Genomic DNA, 18,947 nt, shown 5'->3' on the forward strand with positions numbered 1-18,947 from the left:
TGAAAGGGTCCGCGCTCCGGGGGGGCGGATCCGCATCGAGGATCGAGCACAATGTCGGAAATGCCGCTTTTCTATTCTTCCGTTGTCCCGCTGGACAGCACGGCACACCGTGCGCACGTGATTGCCCCGTCGCAGGCCCCGTTCGCCTTCGCGAGCGGGTCTCATCTCATTCCCGCGGTGGTGGACGAGTTCGCGGCCGCTTCCCGCGAAATCCCCATCGTCTTCGCCCCCGTGGGCAACCGGTTCGCCAGCGTCTTCCTGTGCGGCCTGAAGCCCGGCTCGAACCTGTTCGTGGATGCGGACGGCCGCTGGAACGGCACCTATCTGCCCGCTTATCTGCGCCGCTATCCCTTCATGCTGGGTGAGCGGGACGGCGCCGAGCCGGTGGTCTGCGTGGACCCGTCCTATGAAGGTTTCCGCGCCGGGGCGGAGGGGGCGTACCTGTTCGATGGTGAAGGCAAGGCGTCGCCCACGCTTTCAGCCATGATCCGGCTCATCACCGATTTCGCCCTCTCGGCCAGGCGCACGGAAGACCTGTGCGGTACGCTGAAGGATCTGGGACTGCTGAAAAGCGTCACCATCGACGTTCAGGGTCCCACCGGGCCCAGCGCCAGCATCCATGGCCTGTCCATCGTCGATGAAAAGAAGCTGGCCGAGCTTCCGGACGACGCCTTCCTCTCGCTTCGCCGGAACGGGTTCCTTGGCCCGCTCCACGCGCACCTCTTCAGCATCGGCGCCACACAGAGCCTGTCGCAGAAGCTCCGCGCGCTTGACGCGGTTGCGGCGCAAGCGGCCGCCTGACGCTCCGGCGCCTGTGCTCACCGCCCTGCCCAGTTCCCGCGCTGCCGGCACCCGCAAGGCCGGGTTTGCCGATCAGGCGGCCTGGGCGCGACTGACCGGGGCGGAAACGGTGGAGGCCGGGCTCGGCGCCTGGCTGGCCCTGCAATGCGCCGCCATCGGGGGCGTGACGGCGGCGATGGTGATGCTGGAGGGGGACATCTCCGCGCCGCCCCGTGCCGTGTGGCCGGAGGGCGCGGAGGCCGTGCCGCTCCTGCCGACGCTTGAAGCCGCCCGCGCGCGCCAGCGCGGCGTGCTGGAGGATGGTCCCGATGGCGTCGGCCATCTCATCGCCTTTCCCATCCTGTTCGGCGACACCTGTGCCGGCGCGGTGGTCGTCCAGGTTGAAGCGCAGTCGCCCGATGCCCTTGGCCTGTCCTTGCGGCAGCTGCAATGGGGGGTCGCGTGGCTCCGCGAAAGGCTCGCCTCGGAGCATCTGGCGCGCAGCCGTTCGGAAGAGGCGGCAGGCCGGGTGCTGCTGGACCTGCTGGCGGCGGGGCTGGAGCCGGTGCGGTTCAAGGACAGTGCCCGCGGCATCGCCATTGAACTGGCCCATCGCTTTTCCTGCGAGAGGGTCTCCATCGGCATGGTGCGCGGAATGCATGTGGAGGTGGTGGCCATCTCCCACAGCGCCAGCTTCGGCAAAGACATGAACCTCGTGCGCATGCTCGGCGAGGCCATGGACGAGGCGGTGGACCAGCGTGCCCTGATCTCCTGGCCGGCACGGCCGGACGGCCGTCTCGCTGTGCGGATGCACGAGCAACTCATCCGAGCCCATGGCTCGCGCTCCGCCCTCACCATTCCCATGCCGCTCCGCGACGGGTTCGTCGGCGCCATCACGCTGGAGCGCAGCAGCCTCGCCCCCTTCACGCCGGATCACGCCCGCCTGCTGGACATGCTGGCGACGGTGCTCGCCCCGGTACTGGACGACAAGCGGCTCAATGACCGGCTGCTGGTTATCAAGGCCCGCGATGCCCTCGTGGAGCAGGTGTCACGGCTGTTCGGCCCCCGCCATGCGGTGCGCAAGGCCGTTGCAGCTGGTGCGGTGCTGTTGGTGGTGGTGTTCGCCTTCTGGCACCAGACCTACCGCGTGTCGGCGGATGCGCAGGTGGAAGGCCAGATGCAACGTGCGATGACGGTGAGCTTCGACGGCTTCCTCCGCGAGGCGCCCGCACGCGCCGGCGACACGGTGCGCGAGGGTGATCTGCTCGCCAGCCTCGACGATCGCGAACTGGTGCTCGAGCGCCTGCGCTGGGCCACCGAGCGCCAGCGCCGCGCCTTCGAATATGAGCGCGCGCTGTCCGAGCGCAACCGCGGCGAACTGCGGCTCATCACCAACCAGATCGAGCAGGCGGACGCCCAGATCCAGCTCATCGATGCCCAGATCGCCCGCGCGCGCCTGACGGCGCCGTTCGATGGCCTCCTGGTCTCGGGCGACCATTCCCAGTCCATCGGAGCGGCCGTGCAGCGGGGGCAGGTGCTGTTCGAGGTGGCGCCCAACTCTGGCTATCGCGTTGTGCTCAGCGTGGACGAGGCGCAGGTGACGGACCTGAAGGAGGGGCAGACAGGGCAACTGTTGCTGGCCGCCCTGCCGGGGGACAGCTTTCCCGTCGAAATCACCCGCATAACGCCGGTGGCTAAGGCGGAAGAGGGGCGCAACACTTTCCGCGTGGAAGCTAGGCTGCTCGGCTCCGCCGAGGCGTTCCGGCCCGGCATGCGCGGGGTGGCGAAGATCGAGGTGGACCAGCGGCGTACCTTGTGGATCTGGACGCGCAGCCTCGTGGACTGGCTGCGCCTGTCGCTCTGGCGCTGGATGCCCTGAGCCATGGCTGGAGCGCTCTACAGCCCCTCCTGGTATCGCGTTGCCGGACTGTGCCCGCAATTGCGCGCCCATGTGCAGGTTCACCGGCAATCCTTCCGTGGCAAGGTCTGGCATGTGGTGCAGGACAACCAGACCGGCCGCTTCCATCGCCTCTCCACGCCCGCCTATCACGTCGTCTGCCTGATGGATGGTAACCGGACGGTGGACGATATCTGGCGGCTTATCTGCGACCGGCCCGGGGGGGCGCAGCCGACGCAGGAAGATGTGGTGCGCCTCCTCTCCCTGCTGCATGGGTCAGATCTCATTCTCGGCGGGGTGCAGCCACACCTTGAGGACCTCGCCGAACGTGCCGGCCGCCAGGCACGGCGCGACTTCGTCTCACGCTTCCGCAACCCGCTGGCCATCCGCATTCCGCTGCTCGACCCGGATCGCCTCCTGACCGCCACCTTGCCGTTCGTGCGCCCGCTCTTCACCATATGGGGCCTGCTGGCCTGGATGGTCCTGCTGATGGCGGGCCTGACGCTGGCGGTGACGAACTGGCGGCAGATGACAGGCGCGGCCTTCGACAGCGTGTTCCTCGCCCACAATGTGCTGCTGATCGTGCTGCTCTACCCCTGCATCAAGCTGCTGCACGAGATGGGGCACGCCTATGCCACCAAGGTGTGGGGCGGCGAGGTGCACGAATTCGGGGTGATGCTGCTGGCCTTCATGCCGGTGCCCTATGTGGATGCCTCCGCCTCAACCGCCTTTCCGCAGAAGACACGGCGAGCGCTGGTCGGCGCCGCGGGAATCCTCGTGGAGGTGGCCCTCGCCGCCCTCGCCATGATCGTGTGGGTGCTCGCCGAGCCTGGCATGGCGCGTGCCGTCGCCTTCAACGTGGTGGTTACGTGCGGCCTCTCGACCGTTCTGTTCAACGGCAACCCGCTGCTGCGCTTCGATGGCTATTACGTGCTGAGCGACCTGATGGAGGTGCCGAACCTCGGCCAGCGGGCGAACCAGTACCTGAAGCACCTCTTCCAGCGCCACGCCTTCGGCCTTCCAGACCGGGAGACGCCGGTGACGGCGCCGGGGGAGCCGGCCATCTTTGTCTTCTACGCCATCGGCTCTTTCATCTACCGCACCATCGTCATGGTGGGCGTCGCCTTCTTCATCGCCACGCACTTCTTCGTGGTGGGCGTGCTGCTCGCCTGTGCCAGCGTGGCCGGCACCATCGTCTGGCCGGCCCTGAAAGCGCTTCACTTTGTCCTGTTCAGCCCGCAACTCGCGGGGCACCGGGGACGGGCCGTATCGGTCGCTTTCGGAACGGCAGGCGCAGTCGCCATCGTCCTCATGGCCATCCCCTTTCCCTATTCCACCATGGCGGAAGGCATCGTCTGGGTATCAGACGAGGAAGCGACGCTGCGCGTGCGCACTGCCGGCTTCGTTTCCGACATTCCTGCCGAAGGGCTCTCGGACGTGGCGCAGGGAACGCTGCTGATGCGGCTCGAGGACCCGTTCCTGCAGCTCAAGGCCGATGTGGCCGAGAAGGAGCTGGAGGAACTGCAGATCAAGCTGGAGGCGGTGAACCTCTCCGACCGGGTGGGCGCGAACATCCTGCGGGAGCAGATCCGCCAGAGTGGGGCGAAGCTCGCGGACATGCGGCGCAGCCTCGACGAACTGGCACTGGTGGCGCCCTCTGCCGGACGCCTGCTCATGATGGATACCACCGACCTTCCCGGCCGCTTCCAGCGCAAGGGAGAGGTGGTCGGCTACATCGTGGGGCAGGAGGGGCTGGTGGTGCGGGCCTTCGTCCCACAGGGCGCCATCGATCTGGTGCGGCGGAATACGCGGGCGGTGTCAGTGCGGCTGGCATCCGACAAGGCCGATATCCTCAAGGCCGCCGTCACGCGCGAGGTGCCGGCGGCCGTCGCCGACCTGCCGCACCCGGCGCTTGCCACCAGTGGCGGCGGACAGATCCTCATCGATCCCGCGAAACCGGAAAAGCTCAAGCCGCTGGACAGCCTGTTCGAAGTGGATCTGCGCGTCGCGGACCTGCCGGCGGACGCACGGATCGGCATGCGGGCCTATGTGCGGTTCGAGCACGCTGCCGAGCCGCTCGCGGTGCGATGGTTGCGGGAGGTCCGGCAGGTGTTCCTCCGGCACTTCAATGTCTGAGGTCGCGGCCACACTGCACCTGGACCCGATGGTCTATGCGGAACGGGAGGTTATTCCCCCCACCTCCGCCGACCGCCTGCTGCGGCGCGCGGAGGGGCTGGTGGTGCCGCTGTTCGCCCGGCACCGCAGCGCGCGGCAGCGGAAGATCGTGCCCCTTGTCCACGGCCATGCCGGGGAGGTGAGCGCACTGCCGGATGAGGCGCTCGCCGGCCGTGCTGGAGCGGTCGGCCAGCGGCTCCGGCGCACGGATACCCCGGCGCTGGCGGATCTGGCGGAAGCCTTCGCCATTGTGCGCGAGGCGTCCGGTCGGCTCTTCGGCATGCGGCATCATGATGTGCAGCTCATGGGGGGCCACGCCCTCATGCGCGGCATGATCGCCGAGATGAACACGGGGGAGGGCAAGACGCTCACTGCGACCCTCGCTGCCGTCACGGCAGGGCTTGGCGGGCGCCCGGTGCATGTGGTGACAGTGAACGACTATCTGGCCCGGCGCGATGCCGAAAAGCTCGGCCCGCTCTATGCCTTCTTCGGCCTCAGCGTGGGCGTGGTCGTCGCCGGCATGGCACGGGAGGAGCGGCGGGCGGCCTATGCCTGCGACATCACCTATTGCACCAACAAGGAACTTGCCTTCGACCACCTGAAGGACCGCCTCGTGCTCGCCCGTCTCGGTGGAAACCTGCGCCGCAAGGTGAAGCTGGCCGAGCGGCGGGACGACAACGCCCTGCTGCTGCGGGGCCTGCACTTCGCCATCGTGGACGAAGCGGACAGCGTGCTCATCGACGAGGCGCGCACCCCTCTCATCCTCTCCGGGGAGGCGGATGCCACCCTTGAATCCACCCTCATGCGCGAGGCACTCCAGGTGGCGCAGGCCCTGCGCGTGGGGGTCGATTTCGTCCATGTGGCGCATCAGGGGCGGATCGAGCTGACGGGCGCGGGCTATGGGCGGCTTGAGCGGGAAGGGGAGGTGCGCGGCGGGGTGTGGCGGAACATGGCCGTGCGGGAGGACATGGTCGGCAAGGCCCTGACCGCGCTGCATGTGATGCTGCGGGGGGAGCAATATATCGTCCGTGACGGCAAGGTGGAGATCGTCGACGAATATACCGGCCGCATCATGGCCGAGCGCTTCTGGAGCGATGGGCTGCACCAGCTCGTGGAGTTGAAGGAGCAGGTGGCGCTCTCGCCCCGCCGCAGCACGCTGGCGCGGATGACATACCAGCGCTTCTTTCGGCGCTACCGCCATCTCAGCGGCATGTCGGGCACAGTGCAGGAGGTGTCAGGAGAGTTGTGGGAGGTCTATCGCCTGCCCGTCGCCCGCATTCCCACGCACCGCCCGTCCCGACGGAAGGTGTTGACCGACATCGTGTTTCCTACGGCTGAGGCGCGCTGGCAGGCGCTGGCTCAGACGGTGCGACGTTTCCAGATGGAAGGCGTGCCGTTCCTCGTCGGCACCCGCTCCGTCGCGGCCTCGCTGGAGGCGAGCCGCCAGCTCGGGCTGGCCGGGGTGGACCACAGGGTGCTCAACGCCATGGACGAGGCTGCCGAGGCCGAGATCGTGACCGGCGCCGGCCTGGTGGGGCAGGTCACCATCGCCACCAACATGGCCGGGCGAGGGACGGACATCGCCCTGGGGCCGGGTGTCCATGAGGGGGGTGGGCTCGTCGTCATCATGACCGAGCGGCACGATTCCCTGCGGGTTGACCGCCAACTGGCCGGGCGTACCGCGCGGCAGGGAGATCCGGGGGTCTTCATCGCGGCATTGTCGCTGGAGGATGCGATCCTCGCCAACTGTCCGCTGGCGCATGTCCGCCTTCTCGCACGCTTCGCTGGCCATTTCGGGCTCCAGCCGCTGGCACGGCTCACGCTCCGCCTTGCTCAACGCCATGCGGAGCGGGATCACGCGCGGGTGCGCCGGCAGCTTCTCCATGCGGACGAGGCTCTGGAAAACGTGCTCGCCATCACGGGGACGCTTGAGTGACGGCCGCCGATGATTGCGCGCGGGATCAGTCACGTGCTCCCCTGAATTCCTGCCACGGATAAGTCGGGCCCTACGACCGGGCGAAGATCCTCTCCGTGCTGAAGGCGCGCGAGGCAGCATCAAGACCGCCGATACATGCCGCAAGCGCGGGATCTCGGACGCCACCCCCGACAAGCGGAAGGCTCGGTACGGGGCATGAGCACCACGATGGTGGGGATCGATCAGGTCCTGCGCGTCAGGCCCACGGCGTCTTGCAGGGCATGGATCCGGTCGTGTGCGGATTGGCATGTGAGGCTTTGATAGGCAGATGCGTATCGCGCGCCTCTGAATGCAGCAATAATCTCGCTAAAATGCAGTCAAGTGATCACCTCTTCATCACTTTGCAGAATTCTCAAAACACCCAAATTAAAAGCCCATGTTCCGCCTCGCGCCAAAGTTCAATATGAAATTGACGCAGTTTAAAAATGGAAGAATATTTATCTTATGCCGATTGGAATGGCGTCAGCTTCTTATCTTGGGAGATTGCTATGGGTGTCCAGTCCATGGTCGATTTCAAATGGCCGGGTCTGCGCGAGCCGGACGGCGCGCATCTGAGCCTCAATCGCTCGGATTTCGTCGCCGTCGATCGCTACAAGGACATCACCTACGATCCCGTCTACCGGCCCCAGGCCCTCTATCATCGTGCGCTGGAGGGGCTGCACGCCAATAATGACGCCTTCCTGCTGCAAGAAGTGGCGACGAACCTTCCCATCTATCGGGAAGATACCGGGCCGACGGATTTTCATCTTCATCTTCCGCCCGGTGGCTTCCAACTGGTGCTCGTCACCTCCGGCATGTTCACCTTCGACTATGACGGGAAGGTCTATTATGTCGGCCCCGGCGCGGTGATGCTGCAAAGCGCCATCGTTCACCGCCAGCTTTTCTATACGTGGTCGGGTCTCTCCACGGAGGAGAACCTCAGGACGCCCCAGACCGTGGTGCCGGATCCCCTGTGCATGGGCTATTCGGGCAAGTTCCTGGAAGCCTTCATCACAGATCCCTCCACCTTCCCCAATCCCACCGTGGTGGGCCCGGAGCAGATCCGCGAGGATGAGACGCCGCGCACGGCCTGGAAGCATCCCTTGCACAACCGCCCGGCCGGTGCCGGCTTCTGGTTCCAGGATCCGCTGGCGCTCGACGCCCTGTTCCGCGCCTATCCGGCCGATGCGCTGGGGCCGGTGACGGCCCCCATGCCGGTGCGCGTGCGTGACCTCGGCATCGAGGCGCCCAGCGGCAATCTGGTGACCGGGCATATCATCGCCACGGATCCGCGCGGCGGCTCGGTGCTGCCCAAGTCCGCCGCGCTGGCCGATGCGGAGGGGCTCTCGAAGGGCGAGGTGGTGGTCTATCGCGTCATTCGCGGCACGGCAGCCTTCTCGGACAGCGCTGGCAAGCGCCTGGAACTGGCGGCAGGCGACACCGTCACCGCCGGCAAGGCGCTCCGGCTCACGGACATGGGCGAGGACACGCAGGTGCTGCGCCTCGGCCTCCTCAACGGCATGGAACAGCTGCGCCGCTGGACGCGCAGCCAGCGCGATGAAGTGAATGCGCTGGCGGGCCAGATCATCACCCGCTCGGACCTGCGCAATGACCGGCTTGAAGGTAGTCCGGTGGGCTATCTCTACGAATAGGGACAGGCGAGCGGCGGGGTCCACAGGGCTCCGCTGCGCCGGCAGGTGACAAACCGGAAAAGAAGAAGAATGGTGAGGGCGAGGCCGCCGACAGCGCAGCCGCGGCCGGCATCTCCCCAGGATGCGGTCTCGCCTCTAAATCATTGATAGAGAGCGATTCACGGCCCCCTCCACGCACCAAAGTGCGTGACGGGGGCGATCGCACTCTCGGGAAAAAGGGTGACTGGCAGTGACGATGGCAAGTGGGACCGAAGCCCGGGTGGAACGCGCCGGGCTGCTAATCGCGGGTGCTTTGCACGATTTCATCGAGACGGAGGCGCTTCCCGGCAGCGGCATCGAGAGCGATGCATTCTGGGCCGGACTGTCCGCCATCGCCCACGACCTGGCGCCGCGTAATCATGCGCTCCTGGTCCGCCGCGAGAAGCTCCAGGAAGCCCTTGACCAGTGGTATCGCGACAATGGCGCCCCGCTGGACCTCGAAGTCTACAAGGCTTTCCTTTCCAAGATCGGCTATCTCGTGCCCGAGGGTCCCGCTTTCAGCGTGACCACGGCCAATGTGGATTCCGAGATCGCAGATGTCGCCGGGCCGCAGCTCGTGGTGCCGGTGATGAACGCGCGCTATGCGCTGAACGCCGCTAATGCCCGCTGGGGCTCGCTCTATGATGCGCTCTACGGCACGGACGCGATCCCCGAGACCGAGGGCGCGGAGAAGGGCAAGGGCTACAATCCCGTGCGGGGCGCCAAGGTCATCGCCTGGGGCCGCGCCTTCCTGGATGAGAGCGCCCCCCTGAAGGACGACTCCTGGACGAATGCCGGGGCGCTTTCGGTGACGGACGGCGTGCTTTCGGTCGGCGCCACGGGCCTTGCGGATCCCGCCCAGTTCGCCGGCTATGTCGGGGCGCCGTCGGCGCCCTCCGCCGTTCTGCTGAAGAAGAACGGCCTTCATATCGAGATCGTCATCGACCGGGCGAGCGTGATCGGCAAGGACGATGTGGCGGGCATGTCCGACATCGTGCTGGAAGCCGCGCTCACCACCATCCAGGACTGCGAGGATTCCGTCGCCGCCGTGGATGCCGAGGACAAGGTCGTGGTCTACCGCAACTGGCTCGGCCTCATGAGCGGCGAGCTGAAGGAGGAGATCACCAAGGGGGATCGCACCTTCACCCGCGCCCTCAATCCCGACCGCACCTATACCGCCCCGGACGGCGGCACGCTGGTGCTGCCGGGCCGCTCGCTCATGCTGGTGCGCAATGTGGGGCACCTCATGACCAATCCGGCCATCCTGCTGAAGGGCGGCACGGAAATCCCCGAGGGCATCCTGGACGCCGCCGTCACCGCGCTCATCGCGCTGCGCGATGTCGGCCCCAACGGGCGCCGGGCCAACAGCCGCGCGGGCTCCATGTATGTGGTGAAGCCCAAGATGCACGGGCCGGAGGAGGCCGCCTTCGCGGTGGAGATCTTCGACCGCGTGGAGGACCTGCTCGGCATGCCCCGCAACACCATCAAGGTGGGCATCATGGACGAGGAACGCCGCACCACGGTGAACCTCAAGGAATGCATTCGCGCGGCCTCGTCCCGCGTCGCCTTCATCAATACCGGCTTCCTCGACCGCACGGGCGACGAGATCCACACCTCCATGGAAGCCGGGCCCATGGTGCGCAAGGGTGACATGAAGCAGGCCGCCTGGATCAGCGCCTATGAGGCCTGGAACGTGGATACCGGCCTGGAATGCGGCCTCGCGGGCCACGCGCAGATCGGCAAGGGCATGTGGGCCATGCCGGACCTGATGGCGGCCATGCTGGAGCAGAAGATCGCCCACCCCAAGGCGGGCGCCAACACGGCCTGGGTGCCGTCCCCCACCGCCGCGACCCTGCACGCCACCCACTATCACACGGTGGACGTGCACGCGGTGCAGGACGCGCTCCGCAGCCGGGCGAAGGCGAAGTTGGACGACCTGCTGACCATTCCGGTGGCCGTGCGGCCCAATTGGTCGTCCGACGTGATCCAGCAGGAACTGGACAACAACGCCCAGGGCATCCTCGGCTATGTGGTGCGCTGGATCGACCAGGGGGTGGGCTGCTCCAAGGTGCCGGACATCCATGATGTGGGACTGATGGAAGACCGCGCGACCCTGCGCATCTCCTCCCAGCACATCGCCAACTGGCTGCGCCACGACGTGTGCACGCACGCGCAGGTGATGGAGACCATGAAGCGCATGGCGGCTGTGGTGGACCGGCAGAATGCGGGCGATCCGCTCTACCGCCCCATGGCGCCGGACTTCGATGGCTCCATCGCCTTCCAGGCCGCCTGCGACCTCGTCTTCCAGGGGCGCGTGCAGCCGAGCGGTTATACCGAGCCGCTGCTGCACCTGCGCAGGCAGGAACTGAAGGCCGCCCTCGCCGCGAAGAATTGACGCTCAACCGGCCGGGGCATCGCGTCCCGGCCGCTTTCCGGTCAGGTTCCGGAGCGCTGTGACGGCCCATCCGGTTCGGGCTGCTGCTGCTTGGCCGCGCCGCGCAGGCAGTCGGGGCAGAGGCAATCGCCTTCGGGCAGCCTCTCCTTCAGCGGCGGCAGGTCCTGGCACCAGCATCCGGGGCCGGTGTCGGACGAGGCCGCGCCGCAGGCGAAGTCCACGCCGCAGCGTTCGCAGCGAAGCCGACGGGCGGGAAGGACAGCAGGCACGGCATGCCTCGTTCTCAAGGGCCGATGTGCGACGGCCTGGATGACGGGCGCACATGTACGCCCGCGAACGGCATCATTCCACAGCGAAGGTCCGGAACAGCCTCTCAGGCCGCAGGCGGACGCGGGGTGCGGCCGAAGGCCGAGGCGGCAACAGCGGCGGCCGCCGCCGCGCATGCGACGCCGGCCAATGCCAGGATGCTGGGCGGGTGGCGCAGCACGTCCCGCCAGTCGGGGATGATCACATGGCCCGTGCTGAAGATTTCGGCGCTGTGCTGGCACAGGCTCGCGGCCGCTTCGCTCGCCACCATTTCCTGATCGATCTGCCGGACGAGGAGGGGCGCCTGCTGCGCGGCACCGGGCATGTCCTGCATGTGGACCAGCAAGGCCCGCAGCGCCGCCAGATAGGAATGCAGGCACCCGTTGAACGGGCTTTCCTCGTCCGCGAGGCTGCCCGGCACGAGACCCCACAGGCAATAGGTGCGCTGGAGCGCCGCGAAATTGGCAAGGCGGCGGAAGGTGGGATCGGTGCGGCCCTGGTCGTCCGCCATCTCCCGGATCACCGCCGCATGGCGCGACACCACGGCCATTTCCCCATGGGTCAGGGCCGGGATGGGGAGACCGTTGGCCACAAGGGTGGCGGGATCGACCGGATGGTGGGCCTGCGCCTTATGGGACACGGCGGTGCACACAAGCGCCGCCACCAGCCCGGCCATCAGGACCGGGAGCCGCGCTCCGCGTGAATGTCGCGAGGCGCGCGTGGTCCCGAACGGGGCGGCGTCAGCGCCCGGCATAGGCCGAAGCGATGCGCCCCGGGCGCGAACCGGCGAGGTAGCGTTCCGCCACCGCGCCGAAGGCAAGGCCCAAAGTCGCCCACAGGATCGCCTGGATGCCCAGGGTGGCCATGCGGAACTCCCACAGCAGCATCGCCGGGAAGGTCTCGGGCACCTCGTTGATGCCGGGCAGGGCCTGCACGACAATGGCCATGAGCACCACATAGAGGCCGCCGCCGAGGAGCGCGGCATTCCAGCCGCCCAATTGCTGCCACCGGCCGCGCGCCACCACCACCGCCAGCGCCAGGGCGCCGAGGGAAAGAGCGAGCATCAGGAAGAAGAATTCGGTGCGGTAGGCGATGGTTTCGGGATCACCTACGGCAGGCGGGTTGGGCGGGTATTTGAGGCCCGGTACCAGAACCACCGCCACGAAACCACCCAGCGCCAGGATCGCGGCGGTGCCGCGCGGGCCGAGCGTGGTGAGCCGCCCATAGGAGAAGGCGAAGGCGAGGGAGAACAGGCCGCCCAGCGCCGCGCCGAAGGTCACGATGCCGGTGAACAGGCCGATGCCCGCCTGGACCTCACGGCTGACGATTTCCGGCTCGGGCGCTTCGCCCTTCGCCTGGCTCGCAGCCTCTTCAAGAGCGATGGCGTGATCCACGGAGGGTTCGCCATAGACACGCGCAAAGCCGAACGCGAGCAAGCCCGCCACGGCACCGACGATCATGCCGCGGAGCAGAAGATTTCCGACCATGGGGATGCCTCAGTGGCAGGGGAAGCCGAGGAGATGGCGCCCGTCATGGACGAATTCGTGCACGTAGGAGCCCGAAAAGAGCGACGTGGCCCCTTCTTCCGCACCCACGAAATAGATGGCGAGAAGAAGCATCAGCCCGGCGAAGACCGCCCAGGGGAGAATCTGCCCCACCGGGATCGGTGCCGGCGCGGCGATGGGCTTCAGAGCAATATCGGACATCAGGTACTCCCCGGGATGGCGCGTCCCACTGGAAAAAGAGATCGTCCCGGATCAGGTCTGACTTCCGGCACCCCGGCTGTGCAATAGCCCAACGGGTGCATCGGTTACAGTGGCGCGACCGTGCCGGACTTCAACCGGCTTCCAACCCACAAACGACTCTGAAAGCTATGCCTGCAATGCAGTATATGTCAACGAAACGCTGATGCGTTTCGCCTTTTCCTCACCATGGATGAGCCTCGACGTGCATCGCCTGACCCTGCTTTGCCACGCTGCCGCGGCGCGCACGCAGCCTGTCACCTTTCCGGAAGACCGGCCGCTGGACGAGGATGTCCGGTCGCAGCTGCCGCAAGGAGGCACGCGCTTTTCCAAGGCGGGCCGCTGCCTCACCAGCCCCTTGCTGCGTGCCCGCCAGACCGCCGAGGGCCTTGGGCTGGTCGCCGAGGAGGAGGACGCGCTGCGCGATCTCCATCTCGGCCGATGGGAGGGCAGGGCGCTTCACGACATCCACGCGGCCGAGCCGGAAGCGGTCGCCGCCTGGCTCAGCGACCCCGAGGCCGCTCCCCATGGGGGCGAATCGCGTGCGGCGTTGCGGGTGCGTATTTCCGATTGGCTCGGCGTACAGGTGGGCACGCGCGGTCACACACTCTGCGTCACCCATGCCGCCGTCATCAGGGCGGCCGTTCTCCTCATGCTGGACGCCCCGGCCGATGCCTTCTTCCGGCTGGATGTGGAGCCGCTCAGCTTGACCGAGATCAGTCATGACGGGCGGCGCTGGGCGCTCCGCTCGCTGAATGTTCCCTGGAAAGCATGGGCGTCATCCGTTTGAGGGGGCGCTGCGTCGGGAAATGCGTTTCCCAGCGCACAGGGTGACGCAAGGTCATTAGGGCTGAAATGTGGCGGGAACACGAATGTGTCCGTGGCGCGGTGACGGGGTCACAATCTATGGGAGAAATATGAACATACGTTCATTTAATAATGCCTGGGCGGTACGCCGTTAATAAAATATGTTCCGTGGCGGGATTGAATATTTACATTTGTTCATGAAGAGTGCGCCCGCGTTGAAACAGCTACGGGGTAGATCATGGTGACGGGGACGACGACGAAAATCACCTGGGCTTGGGGGCAGAATGCCCTCCTCTCCTTCAATCCGGCCACCGACACGCTCGACTTCGGCTGGCTCCAGGGAGGTCAGTTCACCATCTCGGAGGTGAACGGCTCGGTGGTGATCTCGCTCCCCTCGAACAACCAGACCTACACCCTGTCCGGCGTCACCCTGGCGGACCTGTCTCCCGCCAATATCGTGGCGCTTGATTCCGGCACCAGCCAGACCTGGGCGACCACCCTTGCTGAGGCGGACGCCGCGGCGCCTGTGGTGGTGACGCCCGTGACCCCCACGCCGGACGTGCCCACCACCCCGGTGACAGAGACACCCGAAACCGAAACCCCCGCCACGGGGACGGGCACGTCGGAAACCGGCGAGACAGCCGCGCCCCGGCTCGTGGGATATTACCCCGAATGGGGCATTTACGGCCGCGACTTCGACATCGCCGACATTCCGGCGAGCCAGCTCACCGATCTCGTCTATGCGTTCGCGAAGATCGATTCGTCCGGCCGCGTGGCGCTCTATGATTCCTACGCCGCCGTGGAGAAGACCTTCTCCGCCGCCGACAGCGTGGACGGCATCGCCGATACCTGGGACCAGGGTCTGGCGGGCAATTTCAATCAGATCGTCGAGCTGAAGGCGATCAATCCCGACCTGAAGGTGTCCATCGCCGTCGGCGGTTGGACCCTGTCCGGTCCGTTCAGCGACGTGGCGGCCACCGAGGCGGGGCGCGAGGTGTTTGCCACGTCGCTGGTGGACTTCCTCGTCAAGTATCCCATGTTCGACGGCGTCGATTTCGACTGGGAGTATCCCGGCGGCGGCGGCCTTGCCGGCAACACCGTGCGGGCCGAGGACGGCGCGAACTACGCGCTGCTGCTGGCCGAGGTGCGTGATCAGTTGGACGCGCTGGAAGCCTCCACGGGCCGTGAGTACCACATCTCCGTGGCCTCGCCCGCGGGCGCCGACAAGATCGCGACCTTCAACCTGGAAGGCCTCGCGCCCTACGTCGATTACTTCAACGTGATGGCCTACGACTTCCACGGCGGGTGGGAGACGACCACGGGCCATCAGGCGCCGCTCTATGACACGATCGGCGGCAATTACGATGTCGCCACCGCCGTGGCGCTGTATCTGGCGGCGGGCGTGGACCCGAGCGCCATCGTGCTCGGCGCCCCCATGTACACCCGCGCCTGGAGCGGCGTGTCCAATGGCGGCGACGGCGGCTGGAACGCGGCCACGAGCGGCCTCGCGCCCGGCAGCTTCGAGGCCGGCGTCTATGATTATAAGGACCTGCTCCAGAAGGTGCTGGAGCCCGGCAGCGGCTGGCAGCTTTATTGGGACGACGAGGCCCAGGCGGCCTATGTCTATAACGAGCAGCTCAAGATCTTCTCCACCATCGAGACCCCGGCCTCCATCGCGCTGAAGTCCGAATGGGCCCAGTCCATGGGCCTCGGCGGCATGATGTTCTGGGACCTGTCCAACGACGCCACCGGCTCGGCCGAAAGCCTGCTGAAGGCGGCTTATGACAGCTGGGTCCTGGGCAAGAGCCTGGAAGAGATCGCCGACGCCTCCAGCCTGACCCCCGATGTGGTGCTGGGCGGCAATGGCGTGCTGGACAGCATCGTCGAGATCGACGGTGGTGAGACCGGCGGAGAGACCGGTGGCGGCGAAACGGGCGGCGAGACCGGTGGGGGTGAAACCGGCGGCGAGACTGGTGGTGAGACCGGCGGTGGCGAAACTGGTGGTGAGACCGGTGGCGAAACGGGCGGTGAAACCGGAGAAGGTGAAACCGGCGGCGAGACCGGCGGTGGAGAGACCGGCGGCGAGCACGGCGGCCATGAGCATGGCGGCGGTGAAACCGGTGGTGGCGAAACGGGCGGTGAGACGGGTGGCGGCGAGACCGGCACCGGTGGCACGGTCTATGCCATCAACATCTCTGGCGCCGACATCTCCGGCTTCGATGTGTCCAAGGACAAGATCAGCACCGGCGCCAACACCATCCACGCTTTCATCATCGTCGATACCGCGAACGGCGTCGGCTTCATGAATCCGTGGAACGGCGAGACCCAGATCATCCTCGGGGTGCGTCTGGCGGATCTGACCGTGGACAATTTCGCCTATATCGACAACGCCCATCTGCGCGAGGCCGTCAGCGGCGCGCTCGCCTGGGAGTTGGGCATCACGCCGGCGGCGAACACCGTCTATGCCCGCTCGCATGAAGTGGGACAGGTGGACCGCGTCGCCTTCGATCCGGCGACGGACGTGGTGAGCTTCAAGTATTTCTCCAGCCGCGAGCGGCTCTCCATGACCGACAGCTCCGAAGGCGTGGTGATCGCCGACGGGGCCACCGGCCAGAAGCTGATCCTGCTGGGCGTGACCATCGCCCAGCTCTCGCCGGAGAATTTCATCTTCACCTTCACGCAGGTGCGTGAGGACCATCTGGACAACCAGCTCGGCTTCACCGCGCCGGATTCCCAGATCATCCCCTTCAACATCGCCATTGCCGGCGGCGGCACCGTCACGGGCGGCACCGAGCCGGACGGCCACGAGCATGGCGGCGGCGAGACCGGCGGTGGCGAAACTGGCGGTGGAGAGACAGGTGGCGGCGAGACCGGTGGGGAAACCGGTGGCGGCGAAACCGGTGGTGAGACCGGAGGCGGTGAGACGGGCGGTGGCGAAACCGGCGGCGGGCATGTGGGCGACGGTGTGAAAACCGTCACGACCATCACCTGGGCCTGGGGCACCAATACCGTGCTCAATTTCGACACGGCGCTGGATGTGCTCGATTTCGGCTGGTTCTCGGCCGACAACTTCACCATCACCGAGGTGAACGGCTCGACCATCGTCTCCATCCCGTCCAACAACCAGACCTACACCCTCACGGACGTGGCGCTCTCCGAGCTGACCCTGGCCAACATTTCCACGAAGGACGCCTCGGCGCTCGCCAAGTGGGAAACCGCGCTGTCCGGTACGTCCGGCGGCGGGGAGACCGGCGGTGGCGAAACTGGCGGTGAAACCGGTGGTGGAGAGACGGGCGGCGAGACGGGTGGCGGCGAGACCGGTGGGGAAACCGGTGGCGGCGAAACTGGCGGTGGCGAGACCGGTGGTGGAAACACGGGCGGCGGGCATGTGGGCGACGGCGTGAAGACCGTCACCACCATCACCTGGGCCTGGGGCGCCAATACCGTGCTCAACTTCGACACGGCGCTGGATGTGCTCGATTTCGGCTGGTTCTCGGCCGACAACTTCACCATCACCGAGGTGAACGGCTCCACCGTCATCTCCATTCCCTCCAACAACCAGACCTACACCCTTACGGATGTGGCGCTCTCCGAGCTGACCCTGGCCAACATCACGGCCAAGGACGCCTCCGCACTCGCCGAATGGCAGACGGCCCTGGCCGGCTCCGGCGGTGAAACGGGTGGCGGCGACACGGGCGGGGAAACCGGCGGTGGAGACACTGGCGGCGAGACCGGCGGCGGCGATACCGGGGGAGAGACCGGTGGCGGCGAGACGGGCGGCGGCGGCGACGATGGCGACGACGATGGCGAAACCGCCTATGCCGATCCGTGGTCGTCCACCAAGGTCTATGTGGGCGGCGACCGGGCCAGCATCGGCAACCTCGTCTATGAGGCCAATTGGTGGACGCAGGGCATCGATCCCTCGGCCCATAACGGCGCCATCGGCAGCGGCCAGGTCTGGACGTTCGTGGGCTATCTGGACGCGACCCCGGTCGTGCCCGATGCGCCGGACGATCTGGTGGCCACCGGCGTGTCAGACGACGATCTCACGCTGCGCTGGGATGCGGCCGATGTGGACGGGTTCGGTACGGTCTCGGGCTACCAGATCTACCAGGACGGCGTGCTGATCGGCACCACCAGCTCCACCTCCTACAAGGTCACCGGCCTTGAGGCGGCCACCACCTACAATTTCTCCGTGGTGGCCATCGATGAGGCGGGCGCCTCCCAGCCCTCGGATCTGCTGTCGGTGACCACCGACGCGGAAGGCACGTCCCATGACGGCGACAAGAGCTTCTCGCCTTATGTGGACATGTCCCTGACCAGCAGCCAGGGTCTGGTGCAGATCGTCGAGGATGCGGGCCTTCAGGCGGTGACGCTGGCCTTCCTCCTCTCCTCCGGCACCGACACCATCGGCTGGGGCGGCCACGGCAGCATCACCGACGACGATCTCTCCAACGGCACGTCGCTGGGCACCATCATCGGCCAGCTCCAGGCGAACGGCGTGGACGTGACCATCTCGTTCGGCGGTGCCAACGGGCAGGAAGCGGCCAACACCTTCTCCAGCGTGACCGCGCTGGTGGCGGCCTATCAGTCGGTGATCGACACTTACGGCGTGACGAAGCTGGACTTCGATATCGAGGGCGCTGCGCTCCCTGATGCCGAGGCCAATTCCATGCGCAACGAGGCGCTGGCTCTTCTCCAGGACAGCAATCCGGGTCTGCAGGTGTCCTACACCCTGCCGGTCCTGACCGACGGCCTCACCGCCGCGGGCGTCGCCCTGCTGCAGAATGCCATGGCCCACGGCGTGGAGATTTCCTACGTCAACATCATGGCCATGGACTACGGCGACTATTACGACACCGGGGACATGGGCGACGACGCCATCTCGGCCGCCGAGGCGACCCTCGCGCAGCTGGATGCCATCGGGCTCGACACCCAAGTGGTGATCACGCCCATGATCGGCATCAACGACGTGACCAGCGAGATCTTCACGCTGGAGGACGCCCAGCAGCTCGTGGATTACGTGGAGAGCAACGACGATATCGCCGGCATCTCCATGTGGTCGCTGAGCCGCGATAATGGCGATGTGATCGGCTATGTCTCGCCGGTGGGCAGCGGCATCGAGCAGGATCAGTACGCCTTCAGCGAGATCTTCGGCTACGTCTGATCCCCTGGCGCCGGCCTCAACCGGCGCCTCGTGAATACCGGCCCGCCGCGTTCG

12 protein-coding genes are annotated in these 18,947 nt (G+C 66.7%); 8 read left to right on the forward strand and 4 right to left on the reverse strand.

The genetic code is table 11. The features are described from left to right. Positions 1-60: 60 nt before the first annotated feature. The 6 genes from EJJ38_RS07015 (at position 61) to EJJ38_RS07040 (ending at position 10,871) form a co-directional block, all read left to right on the forward strand. Positions 61-801, forward strand: a complete 741-nt coding sequence (locus tag EJJ38_RS07015) for a SapC family protein (protein WP_274704726.1) — start codon at positions 61-63, stop codon at positions 799-801. After that, positions 770-2,659 (forward strand): GAF domain-containing protein, encoded by a 1,890-nt coding sequence (locus tag EJJ38_RS07020; protein ID WP_164738446.1) that lies wholly within the window; start codon positions 770-772, stop codon positions 2,657-2,659. Before EJJ38_RS07015 ends, EJJ38_RS07020 begins: the two co-directional genes overlap by 32 nt. Positions 2,660-2,662: 3 nt before the next feature. Then, positions 2,663-4,813, forward strand: a complete 2,151-nt coding sequence (locus EJJ38_RS07025; RefSeq protein ID WP_127089383.1) for a peptidase M50 — start codon at positions 2,663-2,665, stop codon at positions 4,811-4,813. Further along, on the forward strand, positions 4,806-6,788 hold the full coding sequence (locus EJJ38_RS07030; RefSeq protein ID WP_164738447.1) for a preprotein translocase subunit SecA: 1,983 nt from the start codon (positions 4,806-4,808) through the stop codon (positions 6,786-6,788). The genes EJJ38_RS07025 and EJJ38_RS07030 overlap by 8 nt, the downstream gene beginning before the upstream one ends. A gap of 527 nt (positions 6,789-7,315) precedes the next feature. Then, a complete protein-coding gene (locus EJJ38_RS07035) occupies positions 7,316-8,458 on the forward strand; it encodes a hypothetical protein (protein WP_127089385.1) in 1,143 nt (380 codons plus the stop codon). 235 nt (positions 8,459-8,693) lie between these two features. Further along, positions 8,694-10,871, forward strand: coding sequence for a malate synthase G (locus EJJ38_RS07040; protein WP_127089386.1), 2,178 nt, complete (start codon positions 8,694-8,696; stop codon positions 10,869-10,871). A gap of 41 nt (positions 10,872-10,912) precedes the next feature. On the opposite strand, the gene EJJ38_RS20285 is transcribed toward EJJ38_RS07040, so the two are convergent. From EJJ38_RS20285 to EJJ38_RS07060, 4 genes are all read right to left on the reverse strand, one after another. Then, entirely contained in the window at positions 10,913-11,140 is a 228-nt protein-coding gene (locus EJJ38_RS20285; protein WP_164738448.1) for a cysteine-rich CWC family protein, read from the reverse strand. Between the two features lie 104 nt (positions 11,141-11,244). Next, positions 11,245-11,853, reverse strand: a complete 609-nt coding sequence (locus EJJ38_RS07050) for a hypothetical protein (RefSeq protein WP_127089388.1) — start codon at positions 11,851-11,853, stop codon at positions 11,245-11,247. 64 nt (positions 11,854-11,917) lie between these two features. After that, positions 11,918-12,664, reverse strand: coding sequence for a CbtA family protein (locus EJJ38_RS07055; protein ID WP_127089389.1), 747 nt, complete (start codon positions 12,662-12,664; stop codon positions 11,918-11,920). 9 nt (positions 12,665-12,673) lie between these two features. Further along, the gene (locus tag EJJ38_RS07060) at positions 12,674-12,883 is read right to left on the reverse strand and encodes a CbtB domain-containing protein (RefSeq protein WP_127089390.1); all 210 of its coding nucleotides are present in this window, start codon (positions 12,881-12,883) and stop codon (positions 12,674-12,676) included. A 202-nt stretch (positions 12,884-13,085) separates the two neighbouring features. Here EJJ38_RS07060 and EJJ38_RS07065 point away from each other — a divergent pair, with 202 nt between their 5' ends. Next, positions 13,086-13,709: a histidine phosphatase family protein gene (locus EJJ38_RS07065; protein WP_245454144.1), complete on the forward strand. Its 624-nt coding sequence runs from the start codon at positions 13,086-13,088 to the stop codon at positions 13,707-13,709. A gap of 255 nt (positions 13,710-13,964) precedes the next feature. Then, the gene (locus tag EJJ38_RS07070) at positions 13,965-18,893 is read left to right on the forward strand and encodes a glycosyl hydrolase family 18 protein (RefSeq protein ID WP_127089391.1); all 4,929 of its coding nucleotides are present in this window, start codon (positions 13,965-13,967) and stop codon (positions 18,891-18,893) included. The last annotated feature ends 54 nt before the right edge of the window (positions 18,894-18,947 follow it).

Source organism: Aquabacter cavernae (genome assembly GCF_003993795.1).
In the GTDB taxonomy this organism is placed as follows: domain Bacteria; phylum Pseudomonadota; class Alphaproteobacteria; order Rhizobiales; family Xanthobacteraceae; genus Aquabacter; species Aquabacter cavernae.